General features: G+C 62.3%; 13 protein-coding genes. 9 read left to right on the top strand and 4 right to left on the bottom strand.

The features are described 5' to 3' along the window. Nucleotides 1-12 precede the first annotated feature (12 nt). Together lipA and FHS75_RS02905 are read left to right on the top strand one after the other, a co-directional pair. On the top strand, nucleotides 13-939 hold the full coding sequence (gene lipA / locus FHS75_RS02910; protein WP_179406203.1) for a lipoyl synthase: 927 nt from the start codon (nucleotides 13-15) through the stop codon (nucleotides 937-939). After that, the gene (locus FHS75_RS02905; RefSeq protein WP_179406202.1) at nucleotides 939-1400 is read left to right on the top strand and encodes a type II toxin-antitoxin system RatA family toxin; all 462 of its coding nucleotides are present in this window, start codon (nucleotides 939-941) and stop codon (nucleotides 1398-1400) included. The genes lipA and FHS75_RS02905 overlap by 1 nt, the downstream gene beginning before the upstream one ends. On the opposite strand, the gene FHS75_RS02900 is transcribed toward FHS75_RS02905, so the two are convergent. Genes FHS75_RS02900 through FHS75_RS02890 form a run of 3 tightly spaced genes read right to left on the bottom strand, consistent with a single transcriptional unit; the run spans nucleotide 1361 to nucleotide 3549 of the window. Then, complete coding sequence (locus tag FHS75_RS02900) at nucleotides 1361-1858, bottom strand: CinA family protein (protein WP_179406201.1); 498 nt, start codon at nucleotides 1856-1858, stop codon at nucleotides 1361-1363. The two genes, FHS75_RS02905 and FHS75_RS02900, sit on opposite strands and share 40 nt — an antisense overlap. Nucleotides 1859-1861: 3 nt before the next feature. Further along, nucleotides 1862-2392, bottom strand: a complete 531-nt coding sequence (locus FHS75_RS02895; protein WP_179406200.1) for a hypothetical protein — start codon at nucleotides 2390-2392, stop codon at nucleotides 1862-1864. Between the two features lie 11 nt (nucleotides 2393-2403). Continuing rightward, nucleotides 2404-3549: a bifunctional 2-C-methyl-D-erythritol 4-phosphate cytidylyltransferase/2-C-methyl-D-erythritol 2,4-cyclodiphosphate synthase gene (locus tag FHS75_RS02890; protein ID WP_179406199.1), complete on the bottom strand. Its 1146-nt coding sequence runs from the start codon at nucleotides 3547-3549 to the stop codon at nucleotides 2404-2406. A 77-nt stretch (nucleotides 3550-3626) separates the two neighbouring features. On the opposite strand from FHS75_RS02890, the gene dusB reads away from it, so the two are divergent. The 7 genes from dusB to hflX all read left to right on the top strand — a co-directional run bounded on the left by dusB (nucleotide 3627) and on the right by hflX (nucleotide 12898). Next, nucleotides 3627-4643, top strand: a complete 1017-nt coding sequence (gene dusB, locus FHS75_RS02885; protein WP_179406198.1) for a tRNA dihydrouridine synthase DusB — start codon at nucleotides 3627-3629, stop codon at nucleotides 4641-4643. Then, complete coding sequence (locus tag FHS75_RS02880) at nucleotides 4640-5764, top strand: two-component system sensor histidine kinase NtrB (RefSeq protein ID WP_179406197.1); 1125 nt, start codon at nucleotides 4640-4642, stop codon at nucleotides 5762-5764. Before dusB ends, FHS75_RS02880 begins: the two co-directional genes overlap by 4 nt. Further along, nucleotides 5761-7179, top strand: a complete 1419-nt coding sequence (locus FHS75_RS02875) for a sigma-54-dependent transcriptional regulator (protein ID WP_179406196.1) — start codon at nucleotides 5761-5763, stop codon at nucleotides 7177-7179. The genes FHS75_RS02880 and FHS75_RS02875 overlap by 4 nt, the downstream gene beginning before the upstream one ends. Nucleotides 7180-7236: 57 nt before the next feature. Beyond that, on the top strand, nucleotides 7237-9462 hold the full coding sequence (locus tag FHS75_RS02870; protein ID WP_218845093.1) for a sensor histidine kinase: 2226 nt from the start codon (nucleotides 7237-7239) through the stop codon (nucleotides 9460-9462). Nucleotides 9463-9469: 7 nt separating this feature from the next. After that, nucleotides 9470-10864 carry a nitrogen assimilation response regulator NtrX gene (gene ntrX / locus FHS75_RS02865; protein WP_179406195.1) on the top strand — a complete coding sequence of 465 codons (1395 nt, stop codon included), beginning with the start codon at nucleotides 9470-9472 and terminating at the stop codon, nucleotides 10862-10864. Nucleotides 10865-10984: 120 nt separating this feature from the next. Beyond that, nucleotides 10985-11548: an RNA chaperone Hfq gene (gene hfq, locus FHS75_RS02860; protein ID WP_179406194.1), complete on the top strand. Its 564-nt coding sequence runs from the start codon at nucleotides 10985-10987 to the stop codon at nucleotides 11546-11548. Nucleotides 11549-11566: 18 nt separating this feature from the next. Next, on the top strand, nucleotides 11567-12898 hold the full coding sequence (gene hflX / locus FHS75_RS02855; RefSeq protein WP_179406193.1) for a GTPase HflX: 1332 nt from the start codon (nucleotides 11567-11569) through the stop codon (nucleotides 12896-12898). Here hflX and mazG read toward each other — a convergent pair. Then, nucleotides 12875-13654: a nucleoside triphosphate pyrophosphohydrolase gene (gene mazG / locus FHS75_RS02850; RefSeq protein WP_179406192.1), complete on the bottom strand. Its 780-nt coding sequence runs from the start codon at nucleotides 13652-13654 to the stop codon at nucleotides 12875-12877. The two genes, hflX and mazG, sit on opposite strands and share 24 nt — an antisense overlap. Nucleotides 13655-13699 lie beyond the last annotated feature (45 nt).

Here is a 13699-nt window from a genome sequence, read left to right as displayed (position 1 = left end):
ATCTGCAATCACATGAACGATCTGTCCTCCGCTCCCCGTCCCGAACGCCAGCGCAAGCCCGACTGGATTCGCGTAAAAGCGCCAGTCTCGAAGGGCTATGGCGAGACGCGCAAGCTCATGCGCGACCTCAATCTCAACACCGTTTGCGAGGAAGCGGCCTGCCCGAACATCGGCGAGTGCTGGACCAAGAAGCATGCGACGGTGATGATCCTCGGCGATACATGCACACGCGCCTGCGCATTCTGCAACGTCAAGACCGGAATGCCGGGCAAGGTCGACGAGCAAGAGCCCGAACACGTCGCAGAGGCGGCGGCGAAGATGGGGCTCGAGCATATCGTGATAACTTCTGTCGATCGCGACGACTTGCCCGACGGGGGCGCAAGCCAATTCGTGAAGGTCATCGAAGCGCTTCGCCGCAACACGCCGGGCACGACCATCGAAATCCTTACTCCCGATTTCCGCGGTCGCATGGACGCCGCGGTCGAAGCGATCGTGGCGGCAGGACCCGACGTCTACAATCACAACCTGGAAACCGTGCCTCGGCTCTATCCGACGATCCGGCCTGGCGCGCGCTATTACGCCTCATTGAAGCTGCTCGAGCGCGTCAAGCAACATGCGCCGCATGTTTTCACGAAATCGGGAATGATGCTGGGCCTCGGAGAGCAACGGCTCGAGGTCCATCAGGTAATGGATGACATGCGATGCGCGGACATCGATTTCCTAACGCTCGGCCAGTACCTGCGACCGACGCCGAAGCACGCCGAGGTGAAGGAATTCGTGACGCCTCAGGCTTTCGACGCCTATGGCGCCATCGCGCGGGCGAAGGGCTTCCTGCAAGTTGCATCGACGCCATTGACCCGCTCGAGCTACCATGCGGGCGACGATTTCAAGGAAATGCGCGCCGCGCGCGAAGCCCGGCTCGCCAAGCAGAGGGCCTGATGCCCGGCATCCACGAATTCCGCAGGCTGCCGTACAGCGCGGAGCAGATGTACGACCTCGTCGCGGACGTGGACAGCTACCCGCAGTTTCTGCCTTGGGTGATCGCCACCCGCGTAAAATCGGACTCCGAGACCGAAATGGTCGCCGACATGCTTGTCGGGTTCAAGGCACTTCGGGAAAAGTTCACGTCGCGCATCACCAAGCGGCGCCCGGAAGAAATCCGCGTGCACTATGTCGACGGACCGTTGCGGGACCTCGACAACGTCTGGAAATTCCACCCTGCGGGGCCAGACGCATGCGAGATCGAGTTCGACGTACAGTTCACCTTCAAGAACCGCATGTTCGAGGCGCTTGCAGGTCAGTACTTTGATCGCGCCTTTCGCAAGATGGTGGCCGCCTTCGAGGCGCGCGCGGCCGAACTTTACGGCAGCAATAGTTCCAGCGCGCACAGCGCTGCCTGATGGCGCACGCCCGAACGGCTCGTTCCGTCGAATTGCCGCTCTTCCGCCTGTATCTCTTCGCTCTCGCGCTCGCACCTGGCGAATACGACCAGTCCCACGGGCTTTAGCTCGCTGCCGCCGCCGGGCCCGGCGATACCGCTGATCGACACCGCCACGTCGGCATCGCTTCGGGCCAGGGCGCCCTGCGCCATGGCCCATGCAGTAGCGGCCGAAACCGCCCCGAACGTCTCCAGAATGTCCTCTGCAACGCCAAGCAGGGCGCATTTCGATTCATTTGAGTAGGTGATGAATGCGCGGTCGAGGACCGACGAAGAGCCCGGCACCTCGGTGATCGCCGCGCTTACCAGTCCGCCGGTGCAGCTTTCCGCCAGGGCGACCTTGCGCCCGGCCTGCGCGTTTGCCTGCACTACCCTTTCGGCAAGCGCGTAAATGTCGCGAGGCAGGATACGGTCGGCCATCGCTCAGCTTGGGCAGATCGCGATCTTGCCGACCTTGGCCTTTTCGCTCTTGGATCCGAGGCCGACCGCCAGTGCGATCAGTTCGGCGGTATTTTCCGCGGGCAGGGGCGACAGCAGGCGTACGAAACGATCGATCGTCTTGCATCGCTCGAGCGGAATCTCGGAACTGACCATGCCTTCGATCACCGCATCGAGCATCTGCTTCATCGACTCGTCGGGCATGCGGGACAGAAGGTCGTTCGCGTCCTGGTTGGTGTCCGCGCTGAGCTTGAGGAATGCTTTCTTGGCGCCAGGCCACGACACGGGTTTGCGCTTGGCGTAGCGGGCGGCGAGCTCATCCCCGTTGGTGCGAAGATAGGCATCGGCCGAAAGCGCGCTTGCGCAACGCTGCGATGTGCCCTTGATCACGCTCGGCATCGAATATCCCGCAAGCGAAGAAAACTCGGCAGGTGTCAGGCACGGAGGCTCGGCCGCGTGGGCGGTTCCAGCGATCGCAAGCGAGCAGGCAGCGAAAAGTCCGGAAATTCTGCGCATCGAGTATTCCTTCAGTACTGGACGAGGCATGCCATGGCCTGTGCTGCGATCCCTTCGCCGCGACCGGTATAGCCCAGTTTTTCAGTCGTTGTGGCCTTCACGCTAACCGCACCGATGTCAACGGCGAGCAGTTCCGAGAGGCGCTGCCGCATCGCTTCCCGGTGCGGTCCGATCTTCGGGGCTTCGCAGATGATCGTCAAATCGACGTTCCCGATCCGGTAACCCGCTTCGCCGACGAGCTTCACGGCCTGCGCCAGGAAGCGGTCCGAAGCAGTTCCACTCCACTGCGGATCGCTCGGCGGAAAATGCTGACCGATGTCGCCCGCGCCTATCGCACCCAGGAGCGCGTCGACCAGCGCATGTATAGCGACATCGGCGTCGCTGTGCCCGGCCAGGCCCATGTCGTGATCGATCATGACACCGCACAACCACAGGTCCTCGCCTTCCGCCAGGCGGTGGACATCGTAGCCGGAACCGATCCGGAAGGCCGGACCGGACTTCTCGAAGTCCGATGAGAAAGTAAGCTTCGACAAGGCTTCGTCCCCTTCAACAAGCCCGATCTCGAGGCCCGCTGCCTGCGCCACTTGCGCGTCGTCTCCGGCGTCGGGCGGGCCATCCCAGGCGCGGTGGGCGGCCAGGATTTCGGCAAAGCGGAAGGCTTGCGGCGTCTGCACCCGTCGGAGCCCCTCGCGCCGAGCCGGGCTGCCCATAATGTCGGCATTTGCGTGGACCACGCTGTCCACCACCGGCAGCACGGGTATGACGCCGGGCTGGTGTTCCAAGGCTGCCAGTAGCCTGTCGATGACATCGGTAGACAAGGCCGGTCGCGCAGCGTCGTGGATCAATACCGCGGTTGGCATAGTGCCTTCCAGCGCCTCAAGCCCCTTCCTGACCGACAACTGCCTGGTATCTCCGCCCGCGAGAGTTTTCACGTCCAGCCCGGCAAGCGCTCCCGCCGCGACGTCGCGAAAGTCGTCCGGTATCACCACCACGACAGGCGAAATCCCGGAAGCGAGAAGTGCCTCCACCGAGTGCCTGACCAGCGGTTTCCCGCGCCAGATCGCAAACTGCTTTGGAACGGACTGCCCCGAACGCAGGCCTTTGCCGGCCGCGACGACCACCGCTGCGGTTCCACCGATTGATGCCCGGTAATTCATCGACCTGCCCGGTAAACCCTTGCCGTGGCAAGAGCAATCGCCTAAAGGCTGCCCGTTTTTTAGGCACATCATTTGTTATGACGCAGCTTCCGAATTCCCCCGCGCTCAGTCCGATCGACATCGGCCCGATCCGCATCGATTGCCCGGTTATCCTGGCACCGATGACGGGCGTGACCGACCTTCCGTTCAGGCGGATGGTCCGCAGGTTCGGCTCGGGCCTGAACGTGACCGAGATGATCGCCAGCCCCGCTGCCATCCGCGAGACGCGGCAGTCCGTTCAGAAAGCAGCTTGGGATCCGATCGAGGAACCGGTGTCCATGCAGTTGGTCGGGTGCGATCCGGTGCAGATGGGCGAGGCAGCCAGGCTCAGCGAGGATCGTGGCGCGGCTATTGTCGACATCAACATGGGCTGCCCGGTTCGGAAAGTGACCAACGGAGATGCCGGATCGGCGCTCATGCGCGACCTTGGACTCGCCGCCAGCCTGATCGATGCGACCGTGAAGGCGGTAAGCGTTCCCGTCACCGTCAAGATGCGGATGGGCTGGGACCACGATTCGCTCAACGCTCCGGAACTGGCGCGGATCGCGCAGGATCTCGGCGCCAAGATGATCACGGTGCACGGACGGACGCGCAACCAGATGTACAAGGGCGAGGCCGACTGGCGCTTCGTGCGGCGTGTGAAGGATGCGGTCTCGGTGCCTGTCGTGGTAAACGGTGACATCTGCTCGATCTCAGATGCGGCTACCGCGCTCGATCAATCCGGCGCGGACGGCCTGATGATCGGGCGTGGCGCCTACGGCAAGCCCTGGCTGCTATCGCAGGTCATGCACTGGTGGCGCAATGGAACAGCCAAAGCCGACCCGGACATGGACGAGCAGTACGCCGTGCTGACCGATCACTATCGCGAGATGCTCTCGCACTACGGCCGCGAAGTCGGCACGAAGATGGCACGCAAGCACCTCGGCTGGTACACGAAGGGACTGCCCGGTTCCGCAGACTTCCGCAACAAGGTCAACGTCATGGATGACGCGGACGATGTGATCCGCGCCCTTGCCGACTTCTACCGCCCGTTCCTGCGGCGTCAGGCGGCATGACGACGATATCCCGTCTGGCCGTGCCGGACGCGGGTCTGCAACTTGCCAGCCTGCCGCTAGCCGTCCTCCTGCTCGCGCCGCGCCTCAGGATCGCTTCGGCCAACCCCGCAGCCGAGCAATTCTTCGGGCAGAGCGTTCGCCGGCTCACCGGGCGCAAGCTGACAGAAGTGCTGGTATTCGGGGATTCACGCTTCGAAGAGCGGATCGCCGACTTCGAGACACCGGTTTCCGCGCGCGAGATCGATGTCCTTGTTTCGGGCTCGTTCGCCCGCCGAATAGACATGAGCGTGGCGCCCATCGCAGACGTGGCCGGCTGGCAGATGCTGACGCTTCACGACCACTCTGCCACCGAGGCTCTCGGAGAGGATTCGGGCGGAGCCGACAACGCGGCGCTCCGCGGTCCGGAAATACTCGCGCACGAAATCAAGAACCCGCTCGCCGGCATACGCGGCGCATCGCAGTTGCTGGCGCGCAAGGTCGGCAAAAGGGACCGCCCGCTCACCGAACTGATCACCGCCGAAGTCGATCGCATCGCACTGCTGATCGACCAGATGCAGACGCTCAGTCGCAGGACTGCTGCCCCGGTGGAACCGTGCAACCTGCACGTGGCGGCGCGCAGGGCGATCGCGGTGCTGGGCGCCGCCGACGGGAGATCGGCACCCAGGGTCGAGGTCATCGAGGAATTCGACCCGTCGCTGCCGCCTGTCCTGGGGAGTCCGGACGGACTCGTCCAGGTCCTCATCAATCTGCTTTCCAACGCGTTCGAGGCGTGCAGCGGCGAGAAGCGACCGCTCGTTCTAGTGCGGACACGCTTTGCCAGCGGCCTGCAACTCCACACGACCGACAGCGGACGGCCTGTCAGACTGCCGATAGAACTGCGGGTAAGCGACAATGGCCCAGGCGTCGATCCCGCCATGCGCGAGCACATTTTCGAGCCATTCGTGACGAGCAAGAATTCGGGCCAGGGGCTGGGCCTCCCTCTTGTCAGGAAGCTGGTCCGGGACATGAATGGGCGCATCAGTCACGAACGGGACGATACGCGCGGCCTGACGCACTTTCGCGTCCACCTGCCGCTCGCCGAACGCGACGACTCTGTTCAGGACGAGGGAGCGGCAGCGTGAAAATCCTGCTGCTCGAGGACGATCGCTCCATCGCCGTCGTGATCACTGCCGCGCTCGAGGCCGAAGGTTTCGAGGTGGTGCATTGCGAAACCATCGCCGAGCGGGACCGACTTCTGGCCGAAAGCACATTCGCGGCATTCGTGACCGATGTCATGCTGCCCGACGGCGACGGAATCGGCACGATTGGCGCCGTGCAAGCCGCCTGTCCCGGCCTGCCGATCATCATCCTGTCGGCTCAGAACACTCTCGATACCGCGGTACGGGCGACTGACACCGGTGCATTCGAATACTTTCCGAAGCCCTTCGACATAGACGAGCTTGCCCGGGCGGTGACCCAGGCCGTGGGCGATCGGAACGCCGCAGGGCAGGGGGGCGAAGACCCCGAAGCCGGAGGCTTGCCGCTGGTTGGCCGCAGCCCGGCCATGCAAGCGGTCTTCCGCATGATCACGCGGGTACTGCGCAATGACCTGACGGTCCTTGTGACCGGCGAATCGGGTACCGGCAAGGAGGTCGTTGCCGAGGCGATCCATCAACTGGGCGACAGGCGGAGCGGGCCGTTCGTGGCGATCAATACCGCAGCCATTCCTGCCGAACTGATCGAAAGCGAGCTGTTCGGACACGAGAAGGGCGCTTTTACGGGTGCGGTCGCTCGCCACATCGGCAAGTTCGAGCAGGCGAGGGGCGGAACGCTGTTTCTCGACGAAATCGGCGACATGCCGATGGAGGCCCAGACAAGGCTTCTCCGCGCGCTGCAGTCCGGCACCATCCGCAGGGTAGGCGGAACCGAGGATGTCGCAATCGACGCGCGGATAGTCGCGGCTACGAACCGCGACCTGAAGCCGATGATCGCGGCGGGACAGTTCCGAGAAGATCTGTTTTACCGATTGAATGTTGTGCCGATCGAGATGCCTCCGCTTCGCGATCGGGCGGAGGACATCGAGGCGCTTACGAAGCATTTCTTCCAGCTCGCAGCGGCAGAAGGTCTGCCGAGGCGCCAACTTTCGGCAGAAGCGATCGATGTACTCCGTCATCACTCCTGGCCCGGAAACGTGCGCGAATTGAAGAACTTCGTCTACCGCGTGGCGCTGCTTGCACGCGAAGAGACAGTGGATGCCCCATCGGTTTCTGTCCTGCTCAAGGAGGCCCCGGTCCAGGCCGACCAGAACCCGGCTGATGCTCCGGCGGATCTTGAGCGCGCCGTGCTGAACTGGCTCGCCAGCGAAGCTCCGCCGCGCGGCACGATTTACGCCAGCGCCCTGGCCGCGCTCGAGAGGCCATTGTTCGCGCAGGTCCTTTCGGAAACCGGTGGCAACCAGCTTCGCGCCGCCGAGGCGCTGGGGATAAATCGTAATACCTTGCGCAAGCGGCTGAACGATCTTGCGCTGGACCCCGAGGAATTTGCGCCGCGCCGATGAGGCGCATGAAGAAACCTCTTGTAAAATCGCAACAGCTACTGTTGTAATCTGGCAACGATGGATCGGGAGTTGCCTACCCAAAAGCGGCGCTGGCCGCGCTGGTGGCGGCGCGTGCAGGTTGCCGCGCGGCGCGCCAATTTTTTCGCCGTGATGGAAATCGTCTCGGTCATCGGTTTCCTCATCATGACCGCAGCGACGTGGATCGCTCTAGACGCGCAGGCTGCGAAAAGGGAATTGCTTCCTTCCGACCTCACGGCGACCCTGCTTGTCGGCACTCTGGTTCCGGCCATGGCGATACTGATCCTGCTGGGTCGTCGAATGGCGCTCAGGCGGGCGAAGGAAAGCATCGGCGGCACCGGTCGCATGCATGTGCGGCTCGTCTTCATATTTTCGCTGATCGCTGCGGTACCGACGCTTCTGGTGGTGATCTTCGCATCGTGGTTGTTCCAGTCTGGCGTGGAGTTCTGGTTTTCGGACAGCTCGCGCGGCATGCTCGAGAACGCAAACAAACTGGCGCGCGGATACTACGAGCAGGCTCAGCGCGACGTCGGCTACGAATCGATCGCCATGGCCGAGGATCTCGGCAGTTTTCTGAGCGAGGAGTCGATCGCCGGTCCGGATTTCGCAGAATTCTATTCCTTCCAGGTCATCAACAGGAAGCTTACTGAATCGGCCATTCTCCAGGAGTCGGACCAAGGTCAGCTGCGGACAGTGGCGATCGTCGATCCCGAAGGCAACAATACACACAAGCGGGTTACTCCGGACGTCGTGGCGCAACTCAGCCAGGGCAACCCGATGGTAGTCTCGGCCGACGCGAACCGTATCGAGGCTGTCATACCGATAGATCGCAGCGCCGGCATCTACCTGTACACCGCGCGCAGTTCGGACCTGCTCGCCTTCAGCCAGGGGCAGAGGGCCGAAAACATCGTCCAGGCCTATGAAGTACTCACGAGCAGGGCCCGTGTGTTGCAATTGCGCTTCAACGTCGCATTGTTCGTGGCGTCTCTGGCGCTTGTCGGACTGTCCGTTTGGTTCGCGCTTCGCTTCGCGGACCGGCAGGTCAAACCGCTGTACGAACTGGTCGAAGCGGCGAAACGCGTCGGCAGCGGCAATTTCTCCCTGAGAGTGGAGGGCCGTACCGGGGCCGACGAAATCGGGCTTCTCAACCGTGCCTTCAATCGCATGACAGCTCAGATCGAGAAGCAGACCAAGGCCCTGGTAGGCGCGAACCAGCAGTTGACGGAGCGCCGCGCTTTTATCGAGGCCGTGCTCGAATCCGTGACCGCGGGCGTGATTTCCCTCGACGAGCGAGCGCGCATCCTGCTGATGAACAGTTCGGCTCAAAAGCTGCTTCTGGACCGGCTCGGTCCTGCTCCGGTGGGCCTCGAACTGTCCGAACTGGCCCCGCAGATGGCTTCGCTAATCGACTCGGGCGGGCGCCACGGCATCGTCCAGTACAACAACGCGGGCGACTTGCTGACGCTAGCGGTGAAGATCAGCGAGGATCGAACGGGGTACGTGATCACGTTCGAGGACATCACGCGCCAGCTCCTCGACCAGCGACAGGCCGCATGGTCTGACGTTGCGCGGCGTATCGCGCACGAGATCAAGAATCCGCTCACTCCTATCCAGCTTGCGACCGAGCGCCTGAGCCGCCGTTACCGCAAGCAGATCGAGGACAATCCCGAACTCTTCGAGGAATTGACCAGCACGATCATCCGGCAGGTGGGCGATCTGCGAAAGATGGTCGACGAGTTCTCGTCCTTCGCCCGGCTGCCGAAGCCCGTTTTCCGGACCGAGGACCCCGTCGCCCTGACGCGGCAGGCGCTCTTCCTTCAGGAAGTCGCACGGCCCGACCTTGCGTTCTCGTTCATCGAGGAGGGCGAGATCGGGATGATCGCATGCGACCGCCACCAGTTCGGTCAGGCCATGACGAACGTTCTCAAGAATGCGGTAGAAGCCGTTGAAACAAGGATTAAAGACGAGGCAGAGAACTTTCGCGGAAAAGTCACGGTTTCGATCCGGCGCGACGGAGAAGACATCATCGTGTCGATCGCGGACAACGGCATCGGACTGCCCCAGGATCGCGAGCGGATCGTCGAGCCCTACGTGACCACGCGCGAGAAGGGCACCGGTCTCGGTCTCGCCATCGTCAAGAAGATCGTCGAGGAACACGGCGGCGACATGCAGTTCGCCCCTTCGGATAGCGGCGGCACGACGGTTTCGATGACCTTCGCGCGCGACCCTCTCCTGGGAAGACATAAAAACGAGGCAGCAGAATGAGGATCCAATGGCGCTCGATATTCTGATCGTCGACGATGAACGCGATATCCGCGAACTCGTCGCAGGTGTCCTGAGCGACGAAGGCTACGAGTGTCGCACGGCTGGCGACAGCCGGTCTGCGCTCGATGCGGTCGACGAACGGCGCCCGTCGCTCGTGCTCCTCGACGTATGGCTGCACGGCAGCGCGATGGACGGGCTCGAGGTGCTCGACGCGATCAAGGCAAGGGAGCCCGAGCTGCCGGTCATCATCTTTTCCGGTCATGGCAATATCGACACAGCGGTTGCCGCGGTCAGCCGCGGCGCCGTGGATTTCATCGAAAAGCCGTTCGAAGCGGAAAAACTGCTCCATCTCGTGGCCAAGGCCACCGAAACCGACCGGCTGCGTCGGGAAAATGCGCAACTGCGGCATGATTTCTCGATCGGCGAGGAGTTCACGGGCAATAGTTCGGCGATCAACCAGGTGCGCGCCACTCTGAAACGCGTTGCCAATACCGGCAGTCGCTTGCTGATCAGCGGCCCGGCCGGGGCAGGCAAGGAAGTGGCGGCCCGCCTGCTCCACTCATGGAGTCCGCGCGCCTCGAACCCGTTCGTGTGTGTCAATTCCGCGAGGATCACGCCCGAAAGGTTCGAGCAGGAACTGTTCGGCGAGGAGGCGGAGGGAAGCCTCGTCCGCCCCGGGCTGCTGGAAAGCGCCGACGGCGGAACGCTCTATTTCGACGAAGTTGCCGACATGCCACTGTCGACTCAAGCGAGAATCCTGCGGGTCCTCACCGATCAGGCTTTTGTCAGGGTGGGCGGCAACCGGCAGATACGCGTCGATGTCAGGGTCGTTTCCTCGACCTCGCGCGAGCTGGAGAAAGAGATAGCCGAAAGGCGCTTCCGCGAGGACCTCTTCTATCGTCTCAATGTCGTCCCCGTGCAGGTCCCGGCGCTTCGCGAACGGAGAGAGGACATTCCCTCTCTCGTCGACCACTTTTTCGCCCGGTTCGCCAACGAACAGGGGGTTCCACCGCCGGAAATCGCCGCCGAAGCCATGACTGCCCTGCAGGCGTACGAATGGCCGGGAAATGTCCGTCAGTTGCGCAATGTGATCGAGCGAACGGTAATCATGGCCCCGCGCGAGAAGCTCGGAAATATCGTCGTCGACATGCTTCCGCCTGAAATCCTCGACAACCGCGTCGAGGGCGATTCCCGCATTTCCAGCATGATGAGTTCGCCGCTCAGGGAAGCCAGGGAAAGCTTCGAGCGCGAATACCTGAAAGTCCAGATCCGGCGATTCTCGGGCAACATCTCGAGGACGGCAGCGTTCATCGGAATGGAGCGGTCGGCACTCCATCGCAAGCTCAAGCTTCTCGGAATGTCGGAAAAGCGGGAAACGGAGAAGGAAGAGGAGGGCAGTTGAACGGGCCGGGATTTTTCGGATTTACTGCACTGCAGCAAAACGATAGGATCGCCGGCATCGGCCTTTGAAGGGGCCAGAATGCGGACCGCAGAAGCGGCTGCCAAGAATAAGGAGCAAGACATGGCAGGACGTACTCTTTCAGCCCGGCCCCGGCCGGCACCGCCCGTTCCTGCGAAGGTCGAGGCACCGGCGAACGGAGGCAAGGGCCAGAACCTCCAGGACCAGTTCCTTAACCTCCTGCGCAAGAACAAGACTCCCGTAACGATGTTCCTGGTAAAAGGCGTCAAGCTTCAGGGCATCGTCACCTGGTTCGACAACTTTTCGATCCTGCTTCGGCGCGATGGCCAGTCGCAACTCGTCTACAAGCACGCAATCTCGACCATCATGCCAAGCGCTCCCATCGATGCGGCGCAATTTGGCGGCGTGACGGATGGCAGCAAGAAGGCACGCCTCCTTCAGGACGTCTTCCTGTCCAGCATCCGCAGCGCCGAGGTGCAAGTCACGATGTTCCTGGTCAACGGTGTCATGCTCCAGGGCAGGGTGGCGGCCTATGACCTGTTCTGCATGCTGCTCGAACGTGAAGGTTACGTGCAACTTGCCTACAAGCACGCCGTTTCGACGATACAGCCCGTCACTCCGGTCGACTTGCAGTCGCACGAGGATGACGGCGACGACGACGGTTGAACGAAAAAGCGAGACGATTTGGAAGAGGAACTGAAGGGAGAGGTGACGCGCGGCGCACGTGCCGTCGTAGCTTATCCGCATCTGCGCGGGCGATCGGACCTCGATCCTGACGCCCGACTGGAAGAAGCAAAGGGCCTGGCACTGGCGATCGGGATCGTGGTGGCCGATGCCTTCGTGATACCAATACGCGATCCGCGCCCGGGCACGCTCTTCGGTGAGGGGCAGGTCCAGAACATCGCCGTCGCCTGCGAACAGTCAGAAGCCGAGCTGGTGATAGTCGACGGCGCGCTTTCGGCTATCCAGCAGCGCAACCTCGAAGAGAAACTTAAACGCAAGGTCATCGACAGGACCGGGCTGATCCTCGAGATATTCGGGGAGAGGGCGGCCACTGCCGAAGGCCGCTTGCAAGTCGAACTGGCACACCTCGATTATCAGGCGGGCAGGCTCGTCCGAAGCTGGACCCACCTCGAGCGCCAGCGCGGCGGCTTCGGGTTTCTCGGCGGTCCCGGCGAGACGCAGATCGAGGCCGACCGCCGCATGATCCGCGACCGCATGGCGAAGATCAGGCGCGAGCTCGAGCAGGTTCGCAAGACCCGTGGCCTCCACCGCGATCGACGGGGAAAGGCACCATGGCCGGTAGTGGCACTTGTGGGCTACACCAATGCGGGAAAATCCACTCTTTTCAATCGTCTGACGGGTGCGGACGTCATGGCGGAAGACCTTCTTTTCGCGACTCTCGACCCGACGATGCGAGCAATTTCACTTCCGGCCGTCGAGAAGGCAATTCTGTCCGATACCGTCGGCTTCATTTCGGACCTTCCGACACAGCTCGTCGCGGCATTTCGCGCAACCCTCGAGGAAGTCACCGCAGCCGACATAATCCTGCATGTCCGGGATATCGCGAATCCGGACAGTGAGGCTCAGAAAACCCAGGTCCTCGACGTGCTTTCCGACCTCGGCGTCATTCAGACAGGGGAGGATGGAGAGCCGGATCTACCGACTGTACCGATTGTCGAAGTGTGGAACAAATGGGACTTGCTCTCGCAAGCAAGGCAGGTCGAACTGCGTAAGATCGTGGCTCGACGCGATGAGGAGATAATCGTTCCCCTATCGGCACTTACGGGCGAAGGTTGCGACGAGCTGCTGGATACGGTCGGAGCAGCCCTGACTGAAGATGCTACGACCTGTACCTTCCTGATTCCTGCCGCCGAAGGCAGGAAGCTCGCATGGCTTCATGCTCGCGGCGAAGTCCTGTCCGAGGAGATGGCAGGCGAGGGCGACAACGGCCCTCTCACGCGGATTACGGTTCGCCTTGCGCCTCGCGAACTAGGCCGCTTTTCCGCCCTCTGACTGCTTAACTCGTTGCCAGAGTTCTTCCTGCTCGCCAAGCGACAGGGCTGCGAATCCATCCAACCCGTCATCTGCCAGATTTTCCATGGATCGGAACCGGCGTTCGAACTTGGCATTGGCCGCCCGCAGCGCATTTTCCGGATCGATCCCGTAACTGCGCACGAGGTTGACGGCGGCAAACAGCACGTCCCCGGCTTCCTCGAAGCGCGAGTCTTCGCCGTCGGCCGCGGCGAGTTCCTCGCATTCCTCGCGAACCTTGTCAGCGGGTCCCCGTGGATCCGGCCAGTCGAACCCGACACGCGCCGCTCTTTTCTGCAATTTCTCGGCGCGCATCAATGCCGGGAGGGCCAGAGCGACGCCGTCCATTGCGCTCGTCGCGCCCTTCGCCTTGCGCTCGGCTTCCTTGAGACTCTCCCATCGCGCCGTCTGCGATCGTTCGCTCGATTGTTCGGACCCGAAGATATGCGGATGCCGCGCTTCAAGCTTGTCCGACACGCTACGGGCGACGTCCTCGAATTCGAACGCGCCGTCTTCCTGCGCGATACGGGAATGAAACACGACCTGCAGTAGCAGATCGCCAAGCTCGTCGCGCAGCGAAGAAAGGTCGTTGCGCGCAATCGCGTCCGCAACCTCGTATGCCTCCTCGATCGTATAGGGCGCGATCGTCCCATAGGTCTGCTCACGATCCCACTCGCATCCCGAAACCGGATCCCGGAGGCGAGCCATTATCGAGAGAAGGCGGTCGATCTCGGTCATGGACGACTCTCGACTGATAGATTGATAATATATATTATGTTAAAT

Source organism: Novosphingobium marinum (assembly GCF_013408095.1).
In the GTDB taxonomy this organism is placed as follows: Bacteria; Pseudomonadota; Alphaproteobacteria; order Sphingomonadales; family Sphingomonadaceae; genus Novosphingobium; species Novosphingobium marinum.
The sequence above is the reverse complement of the archived record's forward strand: the minus strand, read 5'-3'. Positions and strand labels throughout refer to the sequence as shown.

What these genes read in the sequence shown, in the direction of transcription:
- hfq (WP_179406194.1), top strand. Translation starts at nt 10,985, where the DNA reads ATGGCAGGACGTACTCTTTCAGCCCGGCCCCGGCCGGCACCGCCCGTT.
- FHS75_RS02880 (WP_179406197.1), top strand. Translation starts at nt 4,640, where the DNA reads ATGACGACGATATCCCGTCTGGCCGTGCCGGACGCGGGTCTGCAACTT.
- lipA (WP_179406203.1), top strand. Translation starts at nt 13, where the DNA reads ATGAACGATCTGTCCTCCGCTCCCCGTCCCGAACGCCAGCGCAAGCCC.
- FHS75_RS02870 (WP_218845093.1), top strand. Translation starts at nt 7,237, where the DNA reads ATGGATCGGGAGTTGCCTACCCAAAAGCGGCGCTGGCCGCGCTGGTGG.
- FHS75_RS02895 (WP_179406200.1), bottom strand. Translation starts at nt 2,392, where the DNA reads ATGCGCAGAATTTCCGGACTTTTCGCTGCCTGCTCGCTTGCGATCGCT.
- FHS75_RS02900 (WP_179406201.1), bottom strand. Translation starts at nt 1,858, where the DNA reads ATGGCCGACCGTATCCTGCCTCGCGACATTTACGCGCTTGCCGAAAGG.
- dusB (WP_179406198.1), top strand. Translation starts at nt 3,627, where the DNA reads ATGACGCAGCTTCCGAATTCCCCCGCGCTCAGTCCGATCGACATCGGC.
- FHS75_RS02890 (WP_179406199.1), bottom strand. Translation starts at nt 3,549, where the DNA reads ATGAATTACCGGGCATCAATCGGTGGAACCGCAGCGGTGGTCGTCGCG.
- ntrX (WP_179406195.1), top strand. Translation starts at nt 9,470, where the DNA reads ATGGCGCTCGATATTCTGATCGTCGACGATGAACGCGATATCCGCGAA.
- mazG (WP_179406192.1), bottom strand. Translation starts at nt 13,654, where the DNA reads ATGACCGAGATCGACCGCCTTCTCTCGATAATGGCTCGCCTCCGGGAT.
- FHS75_RS02905 (WP_179406202.1), top strand. Translation starts at nt 939, where the DNA reads ATGCCCGGCATCCACGAATTCCGCAGGCTGCCGTACAGCGCGGAGCAG.